The sequence below is a fragment of the Colwellia sp. BRX10-9 genome, from assembly GCF_014077405.1.
In the GTDB taxonomy this organism is placed as follows: domain Bacteria; phylum Pseudomonadota; class Gammaproteobacteria; order Enterobacterales; family Alteromonadaceae; genus Colwellia_A.
In genome coordinates this window covers 79,199-96,335 of sequence record NZ_JACGVV010000007.1, presented here as the reverse complement: position 1 = coordinate 96,335, position 17,137 = coordinate 79,199, and the positions used below count along the sequence as shown (strand labels likewise).

Annotated in this window: 14 protein-coding genes; 7 read left to right on the top strand and 7 right to left on the bottom strand. The window is 38.3% G+C overall.

Translation table 11 applies throughout. The features are described from left to right. Positions 1–94 precede the first annotated feature (94 nt). The 3 genes from mrcB to pepB form a co-directional block, all read right to left on the bottom strand. Entirely contained in the window at positions 95–2,404 is a 2,310-nt protein-coding gene (mrcB, locus tag H4J69_RS06385; RefSeq protein WP_310733591.1) for a penicillin-binding protein 1B, read from the bottom strand. Positions 2,405–2,457: 53 nt separating this feature from the next. Next, entirely contained in the window at positions 2,458–4,983 is a 2,526-nt protein-coding gene (gene hrpB / locus H4J69_RS06380) for an ATP-dependent helicase HrpB (protein WP_182244127.1), read from the bottom strand. Positions 4,984–5,184: 201 nt separating this feature from the next. Continuing rightward, positions 5,185–6,474, bottom strand: a complete 1,290-nt coding sequence (gene pepB, locus H4J69_RS06375; protein WP_182244128.1) for an aminopeptidase PepB — start codon at positions 6,472–6,474, stop codon at positions 5,185–5,187. A 348-nt stretch (positions 6,475–6,822) separates the two neighbouring features. On the opposite strand from pepB, the gene sfsA reads away from it, so the two are divergent. The 7 genes from sfsA (at position 6,823) to panC (ending at position 13,108) form a co-directional block, all read left to right on the top strand. After that, positions 6,823–7,563: a DNA/RNA nuclease SfsA gene (gene sfsA / locus H4J69_RS06370; protein ID WP_182215592.1), complete on the top strand. Its 741-nt coding sequence runs from the start codon at positions 6,823–6,825 to the stop codon at positions 7,561–7,563. 319 nt (positions 7,564–7,882) lie between these two features. Beyond that, on the top strand, positions 7,883–8,323 hold the full coding sequence (gene dksA / locus H4J69_RS06365; RefSeq protein WP_182175389.1) for an RNA polymerase-binding protein DksA: 441 nt from the start codon (positions 7,883–7,885) through the stop codon (positions 8,321–8,323). A gap of 39 nt (positions 8,324–8,362) precedes the next feature. Continuing rightward, on the top strand, positions 8,363–9,289 hold the full coding sequence (gene gluQRS, locus H4J69_RS06360) for a tRNA glutamyl-Q(34) synthetase GluQRS (protein WP_182244129.1): 927 nt from the start codon (positions 8,363–8,365) through the stop codon (positions 9,287–9,289). A gap of 204 nt (positions 9,290–9,493) precedes the next feature. After that, complete coding sequence (pcnB, locus tag H4J69_RS06355; RefSeq protein ID WP_182215628.1) at positions 9,494–10,876, top strand: polynucleotide adenylyltransferase PcnB; 1,383 nt, start codon at positions 9,494–9,496, stop codon at positions 10,874–10,876. After that, entirely contained in the window at positions 10,876–11,367 is a 492-nt protein-coding gene (gene folK, locus H4J69_RS06350) for a 2-amino-4-hydroxy-6-hydroxymethyldihydropteridine diphosphokinase (RefSeq protein WP_182244130.1), read from the top strand. The genes pcnB and folK overlap by 1 nt, the downstream gene beginning before the upstream one ends. A gap of 80 nt (positions 11,368–11,447) precedes the next feature. Beyond that, positions 11,448–12,245 carry a 3-methyl-2-oxobutanoate hydroxymethyltransferase gene (gene panB, locus H4J69_RS06345; protein WP_182215597.1) on the top strand — a complete coding sequence of 266 codons (798 nt, stop codon included), beginning with the start codon at positions 11,448–11,450 and terminating at the stop codon, positions 12,243–12,245. A gap of 17 nt (positions 12,246–12,262) precedes the next feature. Beyond that, positions 12,263–13,108 (top strand): pantoate--beta-alanine ligase, encoded by an 846-nt coding sequence (gene panC / locus H4J69_RS06340; RefSeq protein ID WP_182215599.1) that lies wholly within the window; start codon positions 12,263–12,265, stop codon positions 13,106–13,108. Positions 13,109–13,213: 105 nt separating this feature from the next. On the opposite strand, the gene H4J69_RS06335 is transcribed toward panC, so the two are convergent. The 4 genes from H4J69_RS06335 to H4J69_RS06320 form a co-directional block, all read right to left on the bottom strand. Next, on the bottom strand, positions 13,214–13,351 hold the full coding sequence (locus H4J69_RS06335; RefSeq protein WP_157470960.1) for a hypothetical protein: 138 nt from the start codon (positions 13,349–13,351) through the stop codon (positions 13,214–13,216). Positions 13,352–13,605: 254 nt separating this feature from the next. After that, positions 13,606–15,234, bottom strand: coding sequence for a pyridoxal-dependent aspartate 1-decarboxylase PanP (gene panP, locus H4J69_RS06330; protein WP_182244131.1), 1,629 nt, complete (start codon positions 15,232–15,234; stop codon positions 13,606–13,608). Between the two features lie 407 nt (positions 15,235–15,641). Further along, complete coding sequence (locus tag H4J69_RS06325; protein ID WP_182221296.1) at positions 15,642–16,364, bottom strand: tRNA (guanosine(46)-N(7))-methyltransferase TrmB; 723 nt, start codon at positions 16,362–16,364, stop codon at positions 15,642–15,644. Then, positions 16,364–17,137, bottom strand: a complete 774-nt coding sequence (locus tag H4J69_RS06320; RefSeq protein WP_070375522.1) for an ABC transporter permease — start codon at positions 17,135–17,137, stop codon at positions 16,364–16,366. Before H4J69_RS06320 ends, H4J69_RS06325 begins: the two co-directional genes overlap by 1 nt.

Below are 17,137 nucleotides of genomic sequence, written 5' to 3'. Positions count from 1 at the left end.
GAGCCAGCTAATTTTTTATACAATAGTATCTGTATAATAAACATGCAAGAAAAGGCATGATAAAAAAACAAGATACATTAGTAAACCTGTCATGCTAATCAGTAAAAAGTTGTTCGAACCAAGATAACTTTTTCTTCTTTTCTGTCAGCTTTTTTCCTAAACAATGCGGCTCTATTAAAAGACCTGTCGTTATTGCCGGATAACTAATCATTTCAGCACACTCGATACTGACGGCGATACCACTGGAAGATTCAAAATTAGTTAATGCAATATTTTCAGGCATTAAACGACTTTTGTTAACCACACCGTTTTTATTCATAAACTGTGCAAATAGCACTAAAGCGCCGCTACTGCCTGTTAGGTTGGTCGGTTTGTTGTCGTCACGACCTAGCCAAGTCGTCACTAAGTTTTGGTTATCATAACCAATAAACCAACTGTCTCTTTGATCATTGGTGGTACCCGTTTTCCCTGCTACTGCTGCCCCATCTAAACGCCAAGTAAGCGACTTAGCCGTTCCCACTTCGGTTACTTGTGATAAAGCATGGTCAAGTAAATACATAGCTTGAGTTGAGAACAACTGCTCGTCTGGCGCTTCAAATTGCCATAAAGTTTCGCCCTGTGCCGAGATAATACGGTCAATCGCATGACTATTACTCTTAAATCCTTGATTGGCTATAGATAAATAAAGCTGATTAATTTCATATGGTGATAAACTTAAAGAGCCCAATAACATACTAGGGCGAGTGACGATATCTTCGGGATAACCTAGCAAGTGAAAGATATTGGCAATATTTTCTAAGCCGAGTTGCATACCTAAATTCACTGTTGGCACGTTTAACGACCTAACTAAAGCATCATGTAGGCTTACCTTGCCTTCAAATTTTCCATTATAATTATTTGGACGCCATTCTTTGCCCCCATCGCTGATAAGTACAATAGGTTCGTCGTTCAATAAGGTTGCAAAGTTATATTGTTGATAACGCTCTAGAGCGGCCAAGTATATTGCGGGTTTTACTAATGAACCGATGGGACGTTTAGCATCTAATGCTCGGTTAAATCCGGCATAACCCGCTTTTTTATCGCCAACTAAGGCTTTTACTTCACCTGACTTGATATCGGTAACCACCATGGCAAGTTGTAAGGACTCGCCTTTGTTTAGTATTGTTAACTCAGGGATATGCTTAGCTATCGTTTGTTCGGCATTCATTTGTGCTGTTATTGAAAAGCCTGTAAAAACTCGAACACCCGCTTGTTGTTGGAACGCTGAAAGCTTTTCAGAAAGTTCTTTTTTGACCAATTGTAAATAAGCAGGAAACTTTTTATTGGCTAAACGGCGAGTTTTACGAATAGATAAAGGTGATACGACTGCCGCTTGATAGTTTTTTTGTGAGATCAGTTCATTTTGATACATCAACCGTAAAACAAGATCTCGTCGCTTTTTAGCATTTTTAGGGTGACGCCAAGGATCATAATAACTAGGCCCCTTGACCTGCCCAACAAGCATGGCCATTTGTTCAATCGTTAAAGATTGGATCGGCTGACCAAAATAAAATTTAGCCGCTAAGCCAAAACCATAAATACCATTAGCATAGTGTTGTCCTAAATAGACTTCATTTATATAGGCTTCAAGTAGCTGATCTTTGCTATATCTAAGCTCCAGAATAATCGACATAACCGCTTCGTTAACTTTACGCCAGAGTGTTTTATCACGGGTTAAAAACATATTTTTAACCAGTTGCTGTGTTAAGGTACTCCCTCCCTGAACCGTTCTCCCTGCTTGAATATTAGCCACTAAAGCTCGAAAAATTCCTAATGGGGAAACACCTGCATGAAAATAGAAATCACGGTCTTCAACTAATAGTAAGGTATCAATAAGTTGCTCTGGTACTCTTTGTAGTGAGACTATCACCCTATCTTCTTTGTTTTCAGGAACTAATCGCCCCAGTGAGTAAGGTTCAAATGAAAAACTTTCAATAGCTCCTTGCTCATTAAACAAAGAAAGTATTTTGTTACCGGCAATATTAATAGTGAAGCGCTCTACGTGCGTATTACCGTTGCCAAAATCAAAAGCGCGACGATAAACAATCAGCGTCGTCTTTGATAAAGCAAATTCTCCCGGGTTGAGCGCCTGTTGCTTTCTCTGATAACCAGACAAAAGTAAATTTTGCTTTAGTTGAGCAAGTGAAGCATTATCGCCAACTTTGAAACTGTCAACTTTGCCATAAACTTGCACGGGAATGTTCCACCGTTGCCCCTCAAATTTATCTTTCACTTTACTGTCGAGGTAAACCGCATAAAAGCTAAATAAAAATATAAAGGTAATGAACAATTTCAAAGCAGTATGCCAGCACCAACTTACCCGAGAGGCTCTGGTAGCAGTCTTTTCTTTGGTTTCTTTTTTCACATTATTAGTCATTTTAAATAGTATTTTCATCCGTTAATAAAGCTAATGCTTCATTACATATATTTTTTAACGCGGTTAGTCGCCTTTGCATTAGCGGGATCATTCGGCCAAAAGTGCTTAGGGTATTTTGCTTTCATCTCTTTTTGTACTTCCTTGTAACTTCCTTGCCAAAAAGCAATGAGATCTTGTGTCACTTGAATAGGTCTCTTTGCCGGCGATAGCAGCTCAATAATCAAGGAAACATCGCTGTTATGTTGATCATCGCCAACCTTAGGGGTAACACTCACGCCATAAAGCTCTTGCATAGGCATTGAAACAATTGGCGCTTGCTCGACACTATATCGAATTGGGCAACGTCTTCCTGTTGGGCCAACAAAATACTCAGGGGCAATACGAGCGAAGGTTTTTTGCTGGTTATAATCAAGTAACGATAGTAATGCCGATGATAAATTTACTTTATCTAGCTGGTTTTTATTTTTAATCGCACCAATAAAAGGAACTAACCATAACGCTAAGTGTTGTAATAAATCACTTTCCTCAACATTAGGAAAATTTAAATGCGGCTGAGTTTGATTAACCCAACGCCAACGACTGAGTAATTTTTGATCAGCTTCGCGCCAATGAAGATAGGACAGACCATTTCGCTCAATTTGTTGTTGCCATAAAGTAGCTAGTGCTTCATCACTTATTTGTTCATTACTGGGCTTTTCTGACAAGACAATAGCACCAAATACTGTTTGCTGCTTAGCACTTATACGTTGGGTTTTCGAATCGTAATTAAGTTGTTTTATTTGTTTTTCAGCGATAATTCCCAAATTAATAAGCTGTTTAATATCAACCGGTGCAGCAAGTCTTACTTGTAATTTTTGTTGGTATTCAGCTAAATTAGCAGCCACAATATAATCTTCACTCGCCAGCGCATCTTGCTCATTGATCATAAGACCTTTACCATTTTCAGCTAAAAAATGGCCGTATTGTGCCCGTTGTTTAGCAATACGCTCGGGATAAGCTAAAGCAAGTAATAATCCGGTTAATTCCACTGGTAAGCTTGATAAATTCGATACTGAAACTTCATTAATTCTTTGTAAGTGTTTTTTTGTTTGTAGGAAAAATGACTGATATTTTTTGCTGTTTGATTGCTGAATTAACTCACTCAAACGGTGACGTAAGTCACAATCGGTAAATGCACGTTCACCACGAAATATATCTCGGTCTTCAAGCAATGACGCTAACAATGCGGCGAGGTTTGTTAATCCTAAGTATTGATGTTTTTTTTCTAATGCTGAGGCTCTCACAATCATTTTAGCAAAACGTGGATGACAAGCAAAACCAGCAACATTTTTGCCAAGTGGAGTTAAGTTTCTTTTATCGTCAAGTATCTGCAGCTTTTGTAATTCTTGCCATGCTTGAGTTTCGAGTAGTTTTGCCGGAAGTTCTATCAGAGGTAGTTCATTAAATTGCTTAACACCCCAGCGTGCAACCTCTATAACCATAGGAAGTAAGTCAGCTTGTTGAATTTCACTGGCACTTTGTTCGTTCCTGCGCTGAAAATCTTCGTCGCTGTAAAGTCGAATACATTTACCTGCCATCATTCGACCCGCACGTCCCATACGCTGTATTGCAGAGGCCTTAGAAATATTACGCTGCTGTAACTGATTTGTCAGCGTTTGCCGGTCGTAGATGGCGACTTTTTCTAAACCACAGTCTATAACTAAATCAATTCCTTCAATAGTTAAACTCGTTTCTGCAATATTAGTTGCTAGAACAATTTTATGAAGCCCTTGCTCGGTAGGCGAAATTGCCTGTTGTTGCTCCGCAAGCGTTAAGTTGCCATATAATGGACATAATAAAAAATGCTTGGGTAATAACTCACCTAACTTTTCAGCAAGAAAACGAATGTCAGCGATACCGGGTAAAAAAACCAATATTGAACCTTGGTGCGAGTTTATTGCATTCTTACAAATATTAACCGCGTGTTCACGCCATAATCGGCTATTTTTTACTGGCGAATAACTAACATCAATAGGGAAACTTCGACCTTCACTAGCAAGAGAAACGGCGTCGGGTAATTGCTTGAGTAATTCAGCAGTCGCTAACGTTGCTGACATTAATAATATTTTTAAATCGTCTCGTAACCCTTGTTGTGTATCTCGTGCTAATGCAAAAGCTAAATCTGCATGAAGTGACCTTTCATGAAACTCATCAAAGATCACTAAAGCACAATTTTCAAGCTCAGGGTCATGCTGAATAATTTGGGTGAATATACCTTCAGTGATGACCTCCAATTGAGTATTTTCAGATACCCTACTTTCATTTTTCAACCGATAACCGACTGTTTTCCCGACCGGCTGACCTATCTGCTTCGCTAAAAAACAAGCAACTGTTTTAGCCGCTAAACGACGAGGTTGAAGTAAGTATATTTTTTTACCTTTAAATTGACCAAGTGCTAATAGCCATAACGGTAGGCCTGTTGATTTACCCGCGCCTGGCGGAGCAGATAGTACAAGAGTTTGATGCTGAGTTAATGCATCAAGAAATTCCGCTTTGATGTTTTCTATGGGTAATGGAGAAACAGACATTTTAATTTTTATGAAATAGGGTCGGGTAACAAGCTGATAGTCACTCTATCACAAACGTTTCAAGCCATATTGTTATATTTCGTTCGCCAGCCTAAAACAGGTAAATAACCGCTAAGAATGTAAATATATAAATCGCCTAAACAAAAAAGCACAATAATGTTCATTATTGTGCTTTTATCAATTAACACGTTACATTAAAAATTACTTAATTAACTCAGCGATCGTGGCAATACCTAAGCCAGTCCCTCCGGCACTAAAGAGGCTAGTGCTACTGCCATTATAAGCCGTCGCCAAATCGAAATGTAACCAACCTGCTCCTTCATTGTCGACAAATCTAGATAAAAATCCTGCAGCATTACTTGCACCGCCAGCACCGCCACCCGGTACAGGTCGACTGTTTGCCGTATCTGCAAATTCAGATGGACATTTATCTTGATGCCAAGCGGCTAAAGGAAATTGCCATATTGGCTCATTCACTTGCTCTGCGGCTTTTTTCGCTTGCTCTGCAGCTTGGTTGTCTAAAGTAAATAAAGCATTGTATTCACCACCAGTAGCCATTACCGCCGCACCTGTTAGTGTTGCTGCATCAATAATAAGAGGCGCCTTAGTTTCGCTTGCTGCTAATAAACCGTCAGCCAGTACTATGCGACCTTCAGCGTCGGTGTTAGCGACTTCCATCGTTACACCGTTTTTATAAGTTAAAATATCGCCCAACTTATAAGCATCGTTACTGACCATATTTTCAGCACAACATAAAAATAACTTAACGCGTTTATTTAGACCTTGTCTAATGGCTAATGCCATAGCTCCCGCAACCACTGCAGCACCGCCCATATCACATTTCATGTCAAACATTCCTGCGTTTGACTTTAAGCTGTAACCGCCACTGTCAAAAGTGATACCTTTACCGACTAAACAAGCAGATACAGCCGCATCAGGATCGCCTGTTGGGTTAAAATCAACTTCTAATAAACACGGCGGATTAATACTGCCTTTACCAACATTATAAATGCCCACCCAGCCTTGCTGTTGCAATTCATCGCCAGAGATAATATTGCTGGTGACATAAGCAGGTGCTTGAGCATTAATATAGTCTGCTGCTAACTCAGCCAATTTAAGCGGATATAGCTCAGAAGGTGTTTGATTAATTAAATCACGGCTCCAGGCAAAAACAGCTAATTTGTCGTTCAAACTGTTGATACATTCGCTGCTACCGGTAAATTCAACGTTAGTTAATTTTCCGACACAAGTAAAACCGAGTGCAAAACTCCATTGAGTATTAGCTTGCCAGTTATCACCAGATAAACGTGCATGCTTAACGCCAAGTTTCTCAATGCTACGTGCTGCTTTTTGAATCTGTCTTAAGGGGCTACCACTTGAATCTTTCAAACAGATATGAAGTTCGTTATCAACATACTGAACAAGGTTGTCACTTTGCCAATTATTACTACTACTTTGCTTTGATAAATGAATATTTGTTACTTGGGTCATAAACTATCCTGAAGATCATAAATTAATACGACTTAGTTTATACTCATCATCAAGCAAAGCCGATATTTTTTGAAAAGTAGTTATTTAATTAATGTAAACCTAGCCAAACCTCAGCTTTAAACGAGGGCGTTCAGCAGGGAAAATTGATTATTTAACGGTATAATACTGCGATTTTCTTGTTGTACTTTTTAACGACAGCACCAAAACATCTAAGAAATATTTTATCAAAACGGCTAACTTTGCAATAATTTTAGCGAGTATTGTTGGCCAATTAAGTACCACTAACAAAAGTTAGCGGTTTGTCAGTACATAACGTAACATTAATAAAACTTATCATTTATTTTTCCAATGAACATAAATCTTAAAAAAGCGATTTTAATCAAACGTTATAAACGTTTCCTTGCAGATATCATATTAGAAGATGGCACTGAAACAACACTTCATGTCGCCAATACAGGTGCTATGACCGGTTGTGCTACAGAAAAAGATACTGTCTGGTATAGTACTTCCGATAATAAAAAACGTAAGTATCCTTACAGTTGGGAAATCACTCAAACACAGAATGATCATTTTATATGTGTAAATACCCTACGTGCCAACCAATTAGTTGAAGAAGCACTGACTAATAGAACAATTAGTGAACTGCACAACTATAAAACGTTAAAACGAGAAGTAAAATACGGTGATGAAAATAGTAAAATCGACTTCTTACTTACTGACGAAAACGATGTGTTAACTTATATAGAAGTTAAAAGTGTTACCCTGCTAGGTGATGGCTCTATAAGTAAGCAAGGCTACTTTCCTGATGCAGTCACGCTTCGTGGCCAGAAGCATTTACGTGAACTCATGCAAATGAAACAACAAGGTCATCGAGCTATTTTGTTATTTGCTGTACTTCATAGTGGGATTGAAAGCGTTATGGCCGCACAGCATATTGACGCTAAATATGCAGAACTTCTATCACAGGCTAAGGAGCAGGGTGTTGAGGTTATTGCTTACAAAGTAAGCTTTAAGCAAGATATCAGCAACATTCAAATGACTTTGGTCGACGCCTTGCCGGTAAAATTAGCGGAAAATGTAACGGATTAACCAAAAAAAAGAGTTAAATACATTGACTCACCCTAACAAAAATTGTTAAAAAAGCTTGCTCAAAAATAAATTGTTAAAAAATAGTATACAAAAATATTTCCACTTTTCCGAACGAACCCACAACCGTTTGATTTAAAAGAAGAATAATTATTTTTTAAGTTAATTGTAACGAAAGCCTTGAATTATGATTCGTGCAACGCAATATAGACTGGGTATTTCAGGTCTATTTATTATTGGCAATTGCAACCACGGGTGTAGCTTTTAATGAAAGAGCAACAACTTCGCCATGTAGGTCGATGTAGCATTTAGGAGAATAAGCATGCCAGCCAAAAAAGTACTAGGTATTTTAGCATTAGCGGGCGTATCGCCGTACGCAGAGAAAGCCAACGAAGAGTACATGAACGCTGCTCAATTAGAGCATTTCAAGAAAATTCTTGATGCTTGGCGAGTGCAGCTTCGCGAAGAAGTTGACCGCACAGTTATGCATATGCAAGACGAAGCAGCAAACTTCCCTGATCCGGTTGACCGAGCAGCTCAAGAAGAAGAGTTCAGTTTAGAGCTACGCACACGAGATCGTGAACGTAAACTCATTAAAAAAATTGAAAAAACATTACAATTGATTGAAGAAGATGAATTTGGCTTCTGTGATTCATGTGGTATTGAAATTGGCATTCGTCGTCTAGAAGCGCGCCCAACTGCTGATTTATGTATTGAATGTAAAACACTTGCTGAGATTAAAGAACGCCAATTAGCAGGTTAGTTGCTTGATTAAATGATATTACGTTAACGTATTCATTATATGAATCACGACAAAATTAATATTACGCGGCCACAATATTTGAGTAAATCTACGACTCAATATCGTGGCCGTTTTGCTCCATCCCCTTCGGGCTTCCTTCATTTTGGTTCTTTAATCGCCGCACTCGCCAGCTATTTACATGCAAAAAATCAGCAAGGTTTATGGTTAGTTCGTATTGAAGATATAGACCCACCCCGTGAAATGCTCGGCGCCAGTGCTGCAATTTTAACAACACTGGATGCTTATGGACTCCACTGGGACGAACCTGTTTTATATCAAAGTCAGCAAAGCGATTTATATCGTGACGTTTTAAAACAATTAGCAGAGCAAAAACTCACTTACCACTGCCAATGTACACGCGCTGAAATCAAGGCCCAGGGCGGGGTTTATCAAGGTCAGTGCAGAAATAAAAATCATCTGCAAACAAATAGTGCTACGCGGTTATGTAATCTCCACGGTATTTATCACTATCATGATTTAATACAAGGTGATTATTTTTGTCCGCAACAGCTTGCCAAAGAAGACTTTATTTTAGCCAGAAAAGATGGGCTATTTGCTTATCAACTTGCTGTTGTGGTCGATGATATTTATCAAAATATTAGCCATGTTATTCGAGGCTGTGATTTACTTGATCCGACAGTAAGGCAGTTAAGTTTTTATCAACAATTAGGTTATCAAGCGCCACAGTTTGGCCATATTCCATTAGCCGTTGATGCTACTGGTTTTAAACTCAGTAAACAAAACAAAGCTCCTGCCATTGATAATAACAATCCAACCCCCTCCTTAATCGCAGCCCTTAATTTTCTAGGGCAACATCCACCCAAAGACCTTTATGCTTATTCTGCCACGCAAATAATAGAGTGGGCGATAGAAAACTGGTCTACAGATGCGATCCCTAAGCAGCAAGAAATAGCATTTTGTCAGTAATATTCAAGTAAAACGGGTGTTTGTTGAATTTTCAAACGTTTTATATTCTCTTTTATTGCCCCGTGATATATTATTGTAGCCAATAAAAAAGTGAAACCTAGCATTACAAGATGTTTCAACTTCCCACATTATCCAATCAAGGCCAGTATTATCAAAAGTGTTATCAACTTGTGTAAAAGAGTATTAGGTAAAGCCTCAAAAAAAATGGCTAAAAGCTCAACTAAAATTCAGCCGACCTCAGGCTCTACTGTTTTAACACGCGACCAGCATAATGTTTCTCGTAAGAAAATGAGCAACAACGCTTTAAAAGTGCTTTACCGCTTAAATAGTGGTGGCTATGACGCCTATTTAGTCGGTGGTGGTGTACGTGATTTATTATTGGGTTTAGAGCCAAAAGACTTTGATATAGCGACCAATGCGACTCCTGAACAAATTAAAGATTTATTTCGCAATTGTCGATTAATAGGTCGCCGTTTCCGGTTAGCTCATATTGTTTTTGGCCGTGAAATTATTGAAGTAGCAACATTCCGTGGCCACCATGAAAATGCGCCAGAGAAAGAGCAAAGTTGCCAAAAGACTTCAAAACAAAGTGAAGACGGCATGTTACTGCGTGATAATATTTATGGCTCTATCGAAGAAGATGCTGAACGTCGTGACTTTACCATTAACGCACTTTACTACAGTGCAAAAGATTTTAAAGTTCATGATTTTGCTAACGGTATTGGCGACATTAACGCTAAATTAATCCGTTTGATTGGTGATCCTGAAACACGATATCGTGAAGATCCGGTTCGTATGCTACGTGCAATTAGATTTGCAACTAAGCTAGATATGACCATTAGCCCAGAAACAGAAGCGCCAATTGCTGAATTAGCTCCTTTAATGGCAAACATACCTCCGGCAAGAATGTTCGAAGAATTTTTAAAGTTATTTATTGCCGGCAAAGCGCAACTTACTTTTCAGCAGTTAAGAAAGTATGATTTATTTCGCTATTTTTTCCCAGCAACTGACCAAATGCTAAGTAAAGGCAATCATCCACATATTGAACGTTTTATCGTTCAAGCACTGGAAAATACCGATAGCCGCATTAATAATGAACAACGCGTCACCCCAGCATTCTTATTTGCCGCTATGCTTTGGTATCCACTGCAAAGTCATGTTGAGCGTTTACGTAGTGCACAACCACAGCTGTCACCCCAAGATGTATTTTTTGCTGCTTTAAGCGAAATAATGTCTGAACAACAGCGCAGTATAGGTATCCCTAAACGTTTTCAGGCAGTAATGAAAGACATATGGATCCTGCAAGATAAGCTAAGTCGTAGAGATGGTAAACGTGCTTATAAGGCGTTAGAACATCAGAAATTCCGTGCGGGATATGATTTTCTTTTACTGAGAGCCCAAATAGAAGCAACACCTGAAAACCCAGCATTAGAAGAGTTAGCAAAGTGGTGGACTGACTTTCAAGTGAATGACCACAACACGCAAGAATTGATGATAAAAAGTATTGCCCAATCACGAACTAGCAGCCGAAGAAGTCCTAGAAAACGTCGAGTTGTTCGCGAAGACAAATCGAGCAGTACTGATTAATGGCGTTAGTCTATGTAGGATTAGGCAGTAACTTGTCTAATCCTCAAAAACAAATAGAACTTGCAGTTGCGTCCTTAACACAAATAAAAAACACCACACTCGACGGTGTTTCTTCGCTGTATTTTAGCCGCCCAATGGGACCACAAGACCAACCTGATTATATGAATGCTGTTGCCTTGTTAAGAACTGACCTAAATCCTTTAGATTTACTCAACGAATTACAAGCCATCGAAAATAATGCCGGTCGTGTTCGAAAAGATAATCGCTGGGGAGCACGTATTCTCGATTTAGATATGCTTTTATTCGATAATGAAACCATTAACCACGAACGCTTAACCGTGCCTCATTATGGCTTAGAGCTTCGTGAGTTTGTCTTGCTACCACTTGCAGAGTTATCACCTAAGCTAACACTCCCCAATGGCAAGCCTGTTTTAGCATTAAGCCAAGCAATTGCGACAAACGGGTTAAAAATTCATAGCAAGTTGCGCTAATTTAACAATTATGCGAAAGTACGCCCACTCAAATACGCTCTCTGAGTATTTACTCAAACCTTAAAAATTTTGGACTAAATATGGCTAAGATAACCACATCAACTTTGCTAAAAATGAAACAGCAAGGTGAAAAAATTTCTACCATCACCGCATATGATGCAAGTTTTGCAAAACTATTCGATCAAGCGGGTATTCACGCTATTTTAATTGGCGACTCATTGGGTATGGTTTTACAAGGCCAAGATGACACATTACCTGTTGATATAGACCATATGGCTTATCATACACAATCGGTAAAGCGTGGTGTTACTGACACCCTCATCATTAGTGATATGCCTTTTATGACATATGCCACTAAAGAGCAAGCTTTCACTAACGCGGCAAAACTTATGCAAGCCGGTGCAAGCATGGTAAAGATGGAAGGTGGTGAATGGCTAGTTGATACAATTAAAGGCCTAGTAGAGCGCGGTATTCCAGTCTGTGCTCACTTGGGCTTAACACCACAATCTGTTAATGTATTTGGTGGGTTTAAAGTACAAGGCCGTGAAAAATCACAAGCAGATAAAATGATCGCCGACGCTAAGTTACTTGAAGCGGCTGGCGCGCAATTGTTAGTTTTAGAATGTATACCTTGTGATTTAGGTAAAGCGATTTCTACTGCTGTTTCAATCCCAACTATTGGTATTGGTGCAGGTAAAGATACCGATGGTCAAATCTTGGTGATGCACGATGCTTTGGGTATTTCCTGTAGCTATATGCCGAAGTTTTCACGTAATTTTTTGATCGATACTGGTGACATTAAAAAAGCCATTGAGTTATACATTAGCGAAGTCTCCGATGGAAATTTCCCTGGTGACGAACATATTTTTGTTAAATAGATTGTAAAATACCCTATATGAAAATAGTAAATGAGATTATCGAATTACGCCAACAAGTCACTAAATGGCGTAAACAAGGTTTAAAAATAGCGTTTGTCCCTACCATGGGCAATTTACACGCTGGGCATATAGCTTTAGTAACAGAGGCTCATCGTCACGCCGACAAAGTGGTTGCCAGTATATTTGTTAATCCTATGCAATTTGGCGCCAATGAAGATATTGACAATTACCCGCGCACGCTCGACAACGATCAACAGCAATTAGTCTCTGCTAATACTGATTTACTCTTTATTCCATCAGCTCAAATGATTTATCCTAAAGGGCTAGATAAGCAGACTTATGTTGATGTACCCAATGTATCTGTTGGTTACTGTGGAGAAAGCCGCCCAGGACACTTTCGTGGTGTTGCGACGGTTGTGTGTAAACTGTTTAATTTAGTACAACCAGACATCGCGTGTTTTGGGTTAAAAGACTATCAGCAAGTCCAAGTGATAAAAACTATGGTTGAAGACCTTTCAATGGCTATTGATATAATTGCTGTCGATACGGTTCGCGAAAAAAGTGGCTTAGCAATGAGTTCGAGAAACGGTTATTTAACGCCGGAACAACTTGCAATCGCACCAGCACTTGCAAAAAGCATTCAATGGCTAGCACAGCAAATAAAGTCTGATCACGACTTTAGTGGTCTGATCAAACAAGCCACACATTTGATTAATAATGCCGGTATGAAGACTGACTATATTGATATTTGTCATGCAAGAACACTGCAACCCGCCAATAAAGATGATAAAGAATTAGTGATCCTCGCCGCTGCCCATTGTGGTAAAGCAAGGTTAATCGATAATTTACAAGTTTTCCTGTAATAATTATTTACTGCTCGTATTAATCAATAAAGATCAAAAAAGCCGAATGCTATTTTCATAACGTTCGGCTTTTTAGTATTTACTGTGCTAAAACGCGACAAAAATTTATTCGTATGAGCGTTCTAACCATTGAATTTGCGATTGCAATTCTAAAATTTCTTTTTGCGCTTCAATTAAGGCTTGTTGAACCGATGAAATGTCAGCGTGATTGTGTTCAGATACTTCTACTGGAGTTTTTCTCATGTCATATTCCATAATTATTACCACCACAAAATGTAATCGTGTATGAATTATTACACAACAACTTTCATAAAGAAAATAACATTTATAGATCTAAATGAAACTTTATAGAACAAAAATTCATTAAAAATATATATAACCTTATTTAACAGTGAGTTAAATAAGGTTTTTTAGGAAGATAAATAATAAAACGAAAGAAATAACTTACACAACGAAAGTATAAGTAAAACATTTCAAGCAGAATTACAAAATATAAGCTAAGTTAAAGACAACAAATCAGGTAGAAAGGTTTCACTTTCTTGAGCCAATTCAAGTTGCTCGACTAGCACATCATTAAGAATTTCATTGGAGGTTAATGGATTCGCCAATACAACACGAAAAACCACAGTTTTTCGACCTTGATAACGCTGCACTTCAATACGCGTGCGTGAAACAAATGATTTACCATTTTCACGTTGACGTTTTTGAATAAATTTAGTCAGGTCATCGAGTAAATAATTAATCTTATCTTGTTGTTCTGCTGAACTATTTGCTAATAAGTTTTGCACCGCTTTTGGATTGTAGCGATAGGTTAATAAACATAACTCTGGTTCAGTTATTAACTCAAAGTCAGCATGCTGATTAATGCGTTCGGCAAAATACCTTGCTCTGTCAATTCCTTGGTTAATCAACATTTCATAACCAGGTCGACTGATAATATGTAAGCTTGCATAAACCAACATCGCCATACCGGGTCTTGAACCCTCCAAGGTATGTGAGCCTAAATCTTTTGAACCTTTACGTAAAATATATTCTGCATGGTGTTCAATAGAAGCCACAGAAGCCGGATTTTTAAACACCACCAGGCCTGCCCCCATAGGCACATACATTTGCTTGTGAGCATCGATAGTTACTGAATCAGCGCGTTCGATACCCTTAAGCAGTGGACGATATTTATTTGATAATAACGTCGCACCACCCCATGCAGCATCGACATGAAAGTGTGTTTGAAACTCTTCAGCAATATCAGCCATTTTATCTAATGGATCAATGTTACCTGTTTCTGTCGTACCAGCAACGCCAACAATACTTAATACGCGGATGTTTCTTTGTTTCAACTCAAGGCATTTTTCACGCAATTTCTGGCAATCAATGCGGTTATGGCCATCGGTAGGAATTGATATCACGCTGTCCTGACCAATCCCTAGGATATCAGCAGACTTCTTTAATGAATAATGGCCACGGTCAGACACTAAAATCACTAAGCCATCATATTTATAATGTTTTAATGCGTTAAATAAGCCTTCTCGTGCAATACCTTTGAAATCACCATTAGCTTTCAACAAATTATTACGCGCGACCCAAAAGGCCGTTAAATTGGCGACAGTGCCACCAGAACAGAAGGCACCTAATGAATGGTTAGCACTGTGCATCCATTGCTCATAAAAATGGTCATTATCTTTATAAACCAAACGATGCATCATACCTAACACTTGACGTTCAAGTGGGGTAAATGCTTTTGATGTTTCAATTTTGACTAAATTCTGATTTAAACCCACCATCAATTTAGAAAGCGGTAAAATAAAGTAAGGTAAAGCTGAAGTCATATGACCAATAAAACTTGGGCTTGATGTATGCACTGATTGTGCAACAACTTTATCTAAAATATGACGAGTATGATCAGAGACAAAACTAGGTTCTTCGGGAATAGCCGAGCTAGCGAAATCTTTTTCAATTTCGCTTAAGGCACGTTCTTTAGCAGCAATATGATTACCTAAAAAACCAGCAAGATTTTCTGATATTTCTTTTTCGATCAGCCCCAACGTCGAATCAGGTGCTTCCGGAATTGTAAAAATACTGTGTAAAGACTCTTGAGTCGCTTTTGCTGTGCGCTTATTCGTCGTCATACCTTGCCGCTGTAACCATGTTGGTAAGTAAACATAAAACGGCACTTTAATAAAAAATGACTGAAATGTCTTGTACTTTATTTTTATCTACCAGAGAAAAGTCCAGCAATAAAGTCACTACATAATGGTTGCTGCGTAAACTAGCGCTAATTCTACAAGTGCTAAAGTACTCAACGCCATCATTAATACATTCTTTTTAATTAAATTATTCATCTTCAATATCCTTTTTGATTGAGTATTATTACTCATTAATCAAAAAGTAATCAAGATCTAAGCCATATACGTTAAAGAGTTGATTTTTAATGAAAATCAAATTTAATTTCAAATCATTATTTACTGCTCATTAAATAAATTAGCGAGTTTCACTAACTTATTGTCAATTTTGCTAAGCAGCATAGTTAATAAAATTAAATAAAAGGTAGATATTCACGATTGAGCAATAACTGCCAGCAAGGTTGACCACTCGCTTTATATTTTGCTTCAAATGGCGTTAAAGGCTCTTCATTAGTAATCGCACTAATATCACCTAAAATACCCGCTACATCGGCAGCAAATTGAAACTCTTCTAAGTATAATCGCCAGTTACTGCGCAGAATAATTTGTTCACCAATATTAATAATTTGTGGGAATACCGCACTACCATGCCAACGCCTTTGAATATGTTTAGATTTAGGCCAAGGATTGGGATACAAAATATAATGTTTATTTACTGGCCAATTCGCTTGGTCAACTAAACGATAAAAATCATTCAAATTTGCTCTAACTAAATGGAAATTCTCAATTTTAGAGCCATCGTCATGGAGAAGTTCATCAACATTACGATTAATGCGATGCGCTGACTTATCTACACCAATCACTAAAGCCTGCGGATTTTGTTTGGCTAGAATACGTGTACTTTGCCCAACACCACAGCACGAGTCTAAAATAATATCCCCTTGATGGGCTTTCACTAAAGCATCCATTTCGGCAAACGCTTGCTCGGTATGTGCTTGAAAAGGCTTTTGTGAGCGGTGCTGTAAATGTTTTTCAACAATTTCTTCAAGTTTTTCATGAATGCCAGGTTGATTAGTGATGATAACTCTTGAATCACCCGTCACGCTGACATCCTCTTTATCGATATTGATAGTCATTAGCTACGTAGCCCTATTCCTTTGGTGATAAGTGTCATGGCAATCGCATATAAGGTAATAATAAATGCCCCTAATACAGAGAATGCTAATGTTAGACTCACATCACTGATGCCTAAAAATCCGTACCTAAAAGCATTGACCATATAAACGATAGGATTTAATTGTGAAACACCTTGCCAAAAGTCAGGGAGTAAACTGATCGAATAAAAGACACCACCAAGATACGTTAATGGCGTTAAAATAAACGTTGGTATAATGGATATATCATCGAAACTACCAGCGAAAATAGCGTTAATCAAACCGCCTAAGGCAAACGTGGCTGACGTTAAACTAACCGTGGCAATAATCACCCAAATATTATGAATTTGAATATCAACAAACAATAAAGAGACTAAAGTCACTATCGTACCCACCAACATACCACGTGCCATACCGCCACCGACATAACCGGCAACAATCACCCAATTTGGTACCGGTGCAACCAGCATTTCTTCAACATTGCGTTGCCATTTAGCACTAAAAAATGACGAGGCGACATTGGAGTATGAATTGGTAATGACACTCATCATGATTAAGCCAGGCACAATGAACGACATATAATCAAACCCGCCCATTTGTCCAATGCGCGAACCAATAAGTTCACCAAAAATAACAAAGTATAAGCTAATGGTAATAGCCGGAGGGACCAATGTTTGTACCCATATACGCATAAAACGATTTATTTCTTTATATAAGATGCTTTTCAGAGCAATAAAATTACTTTTTGATGACAT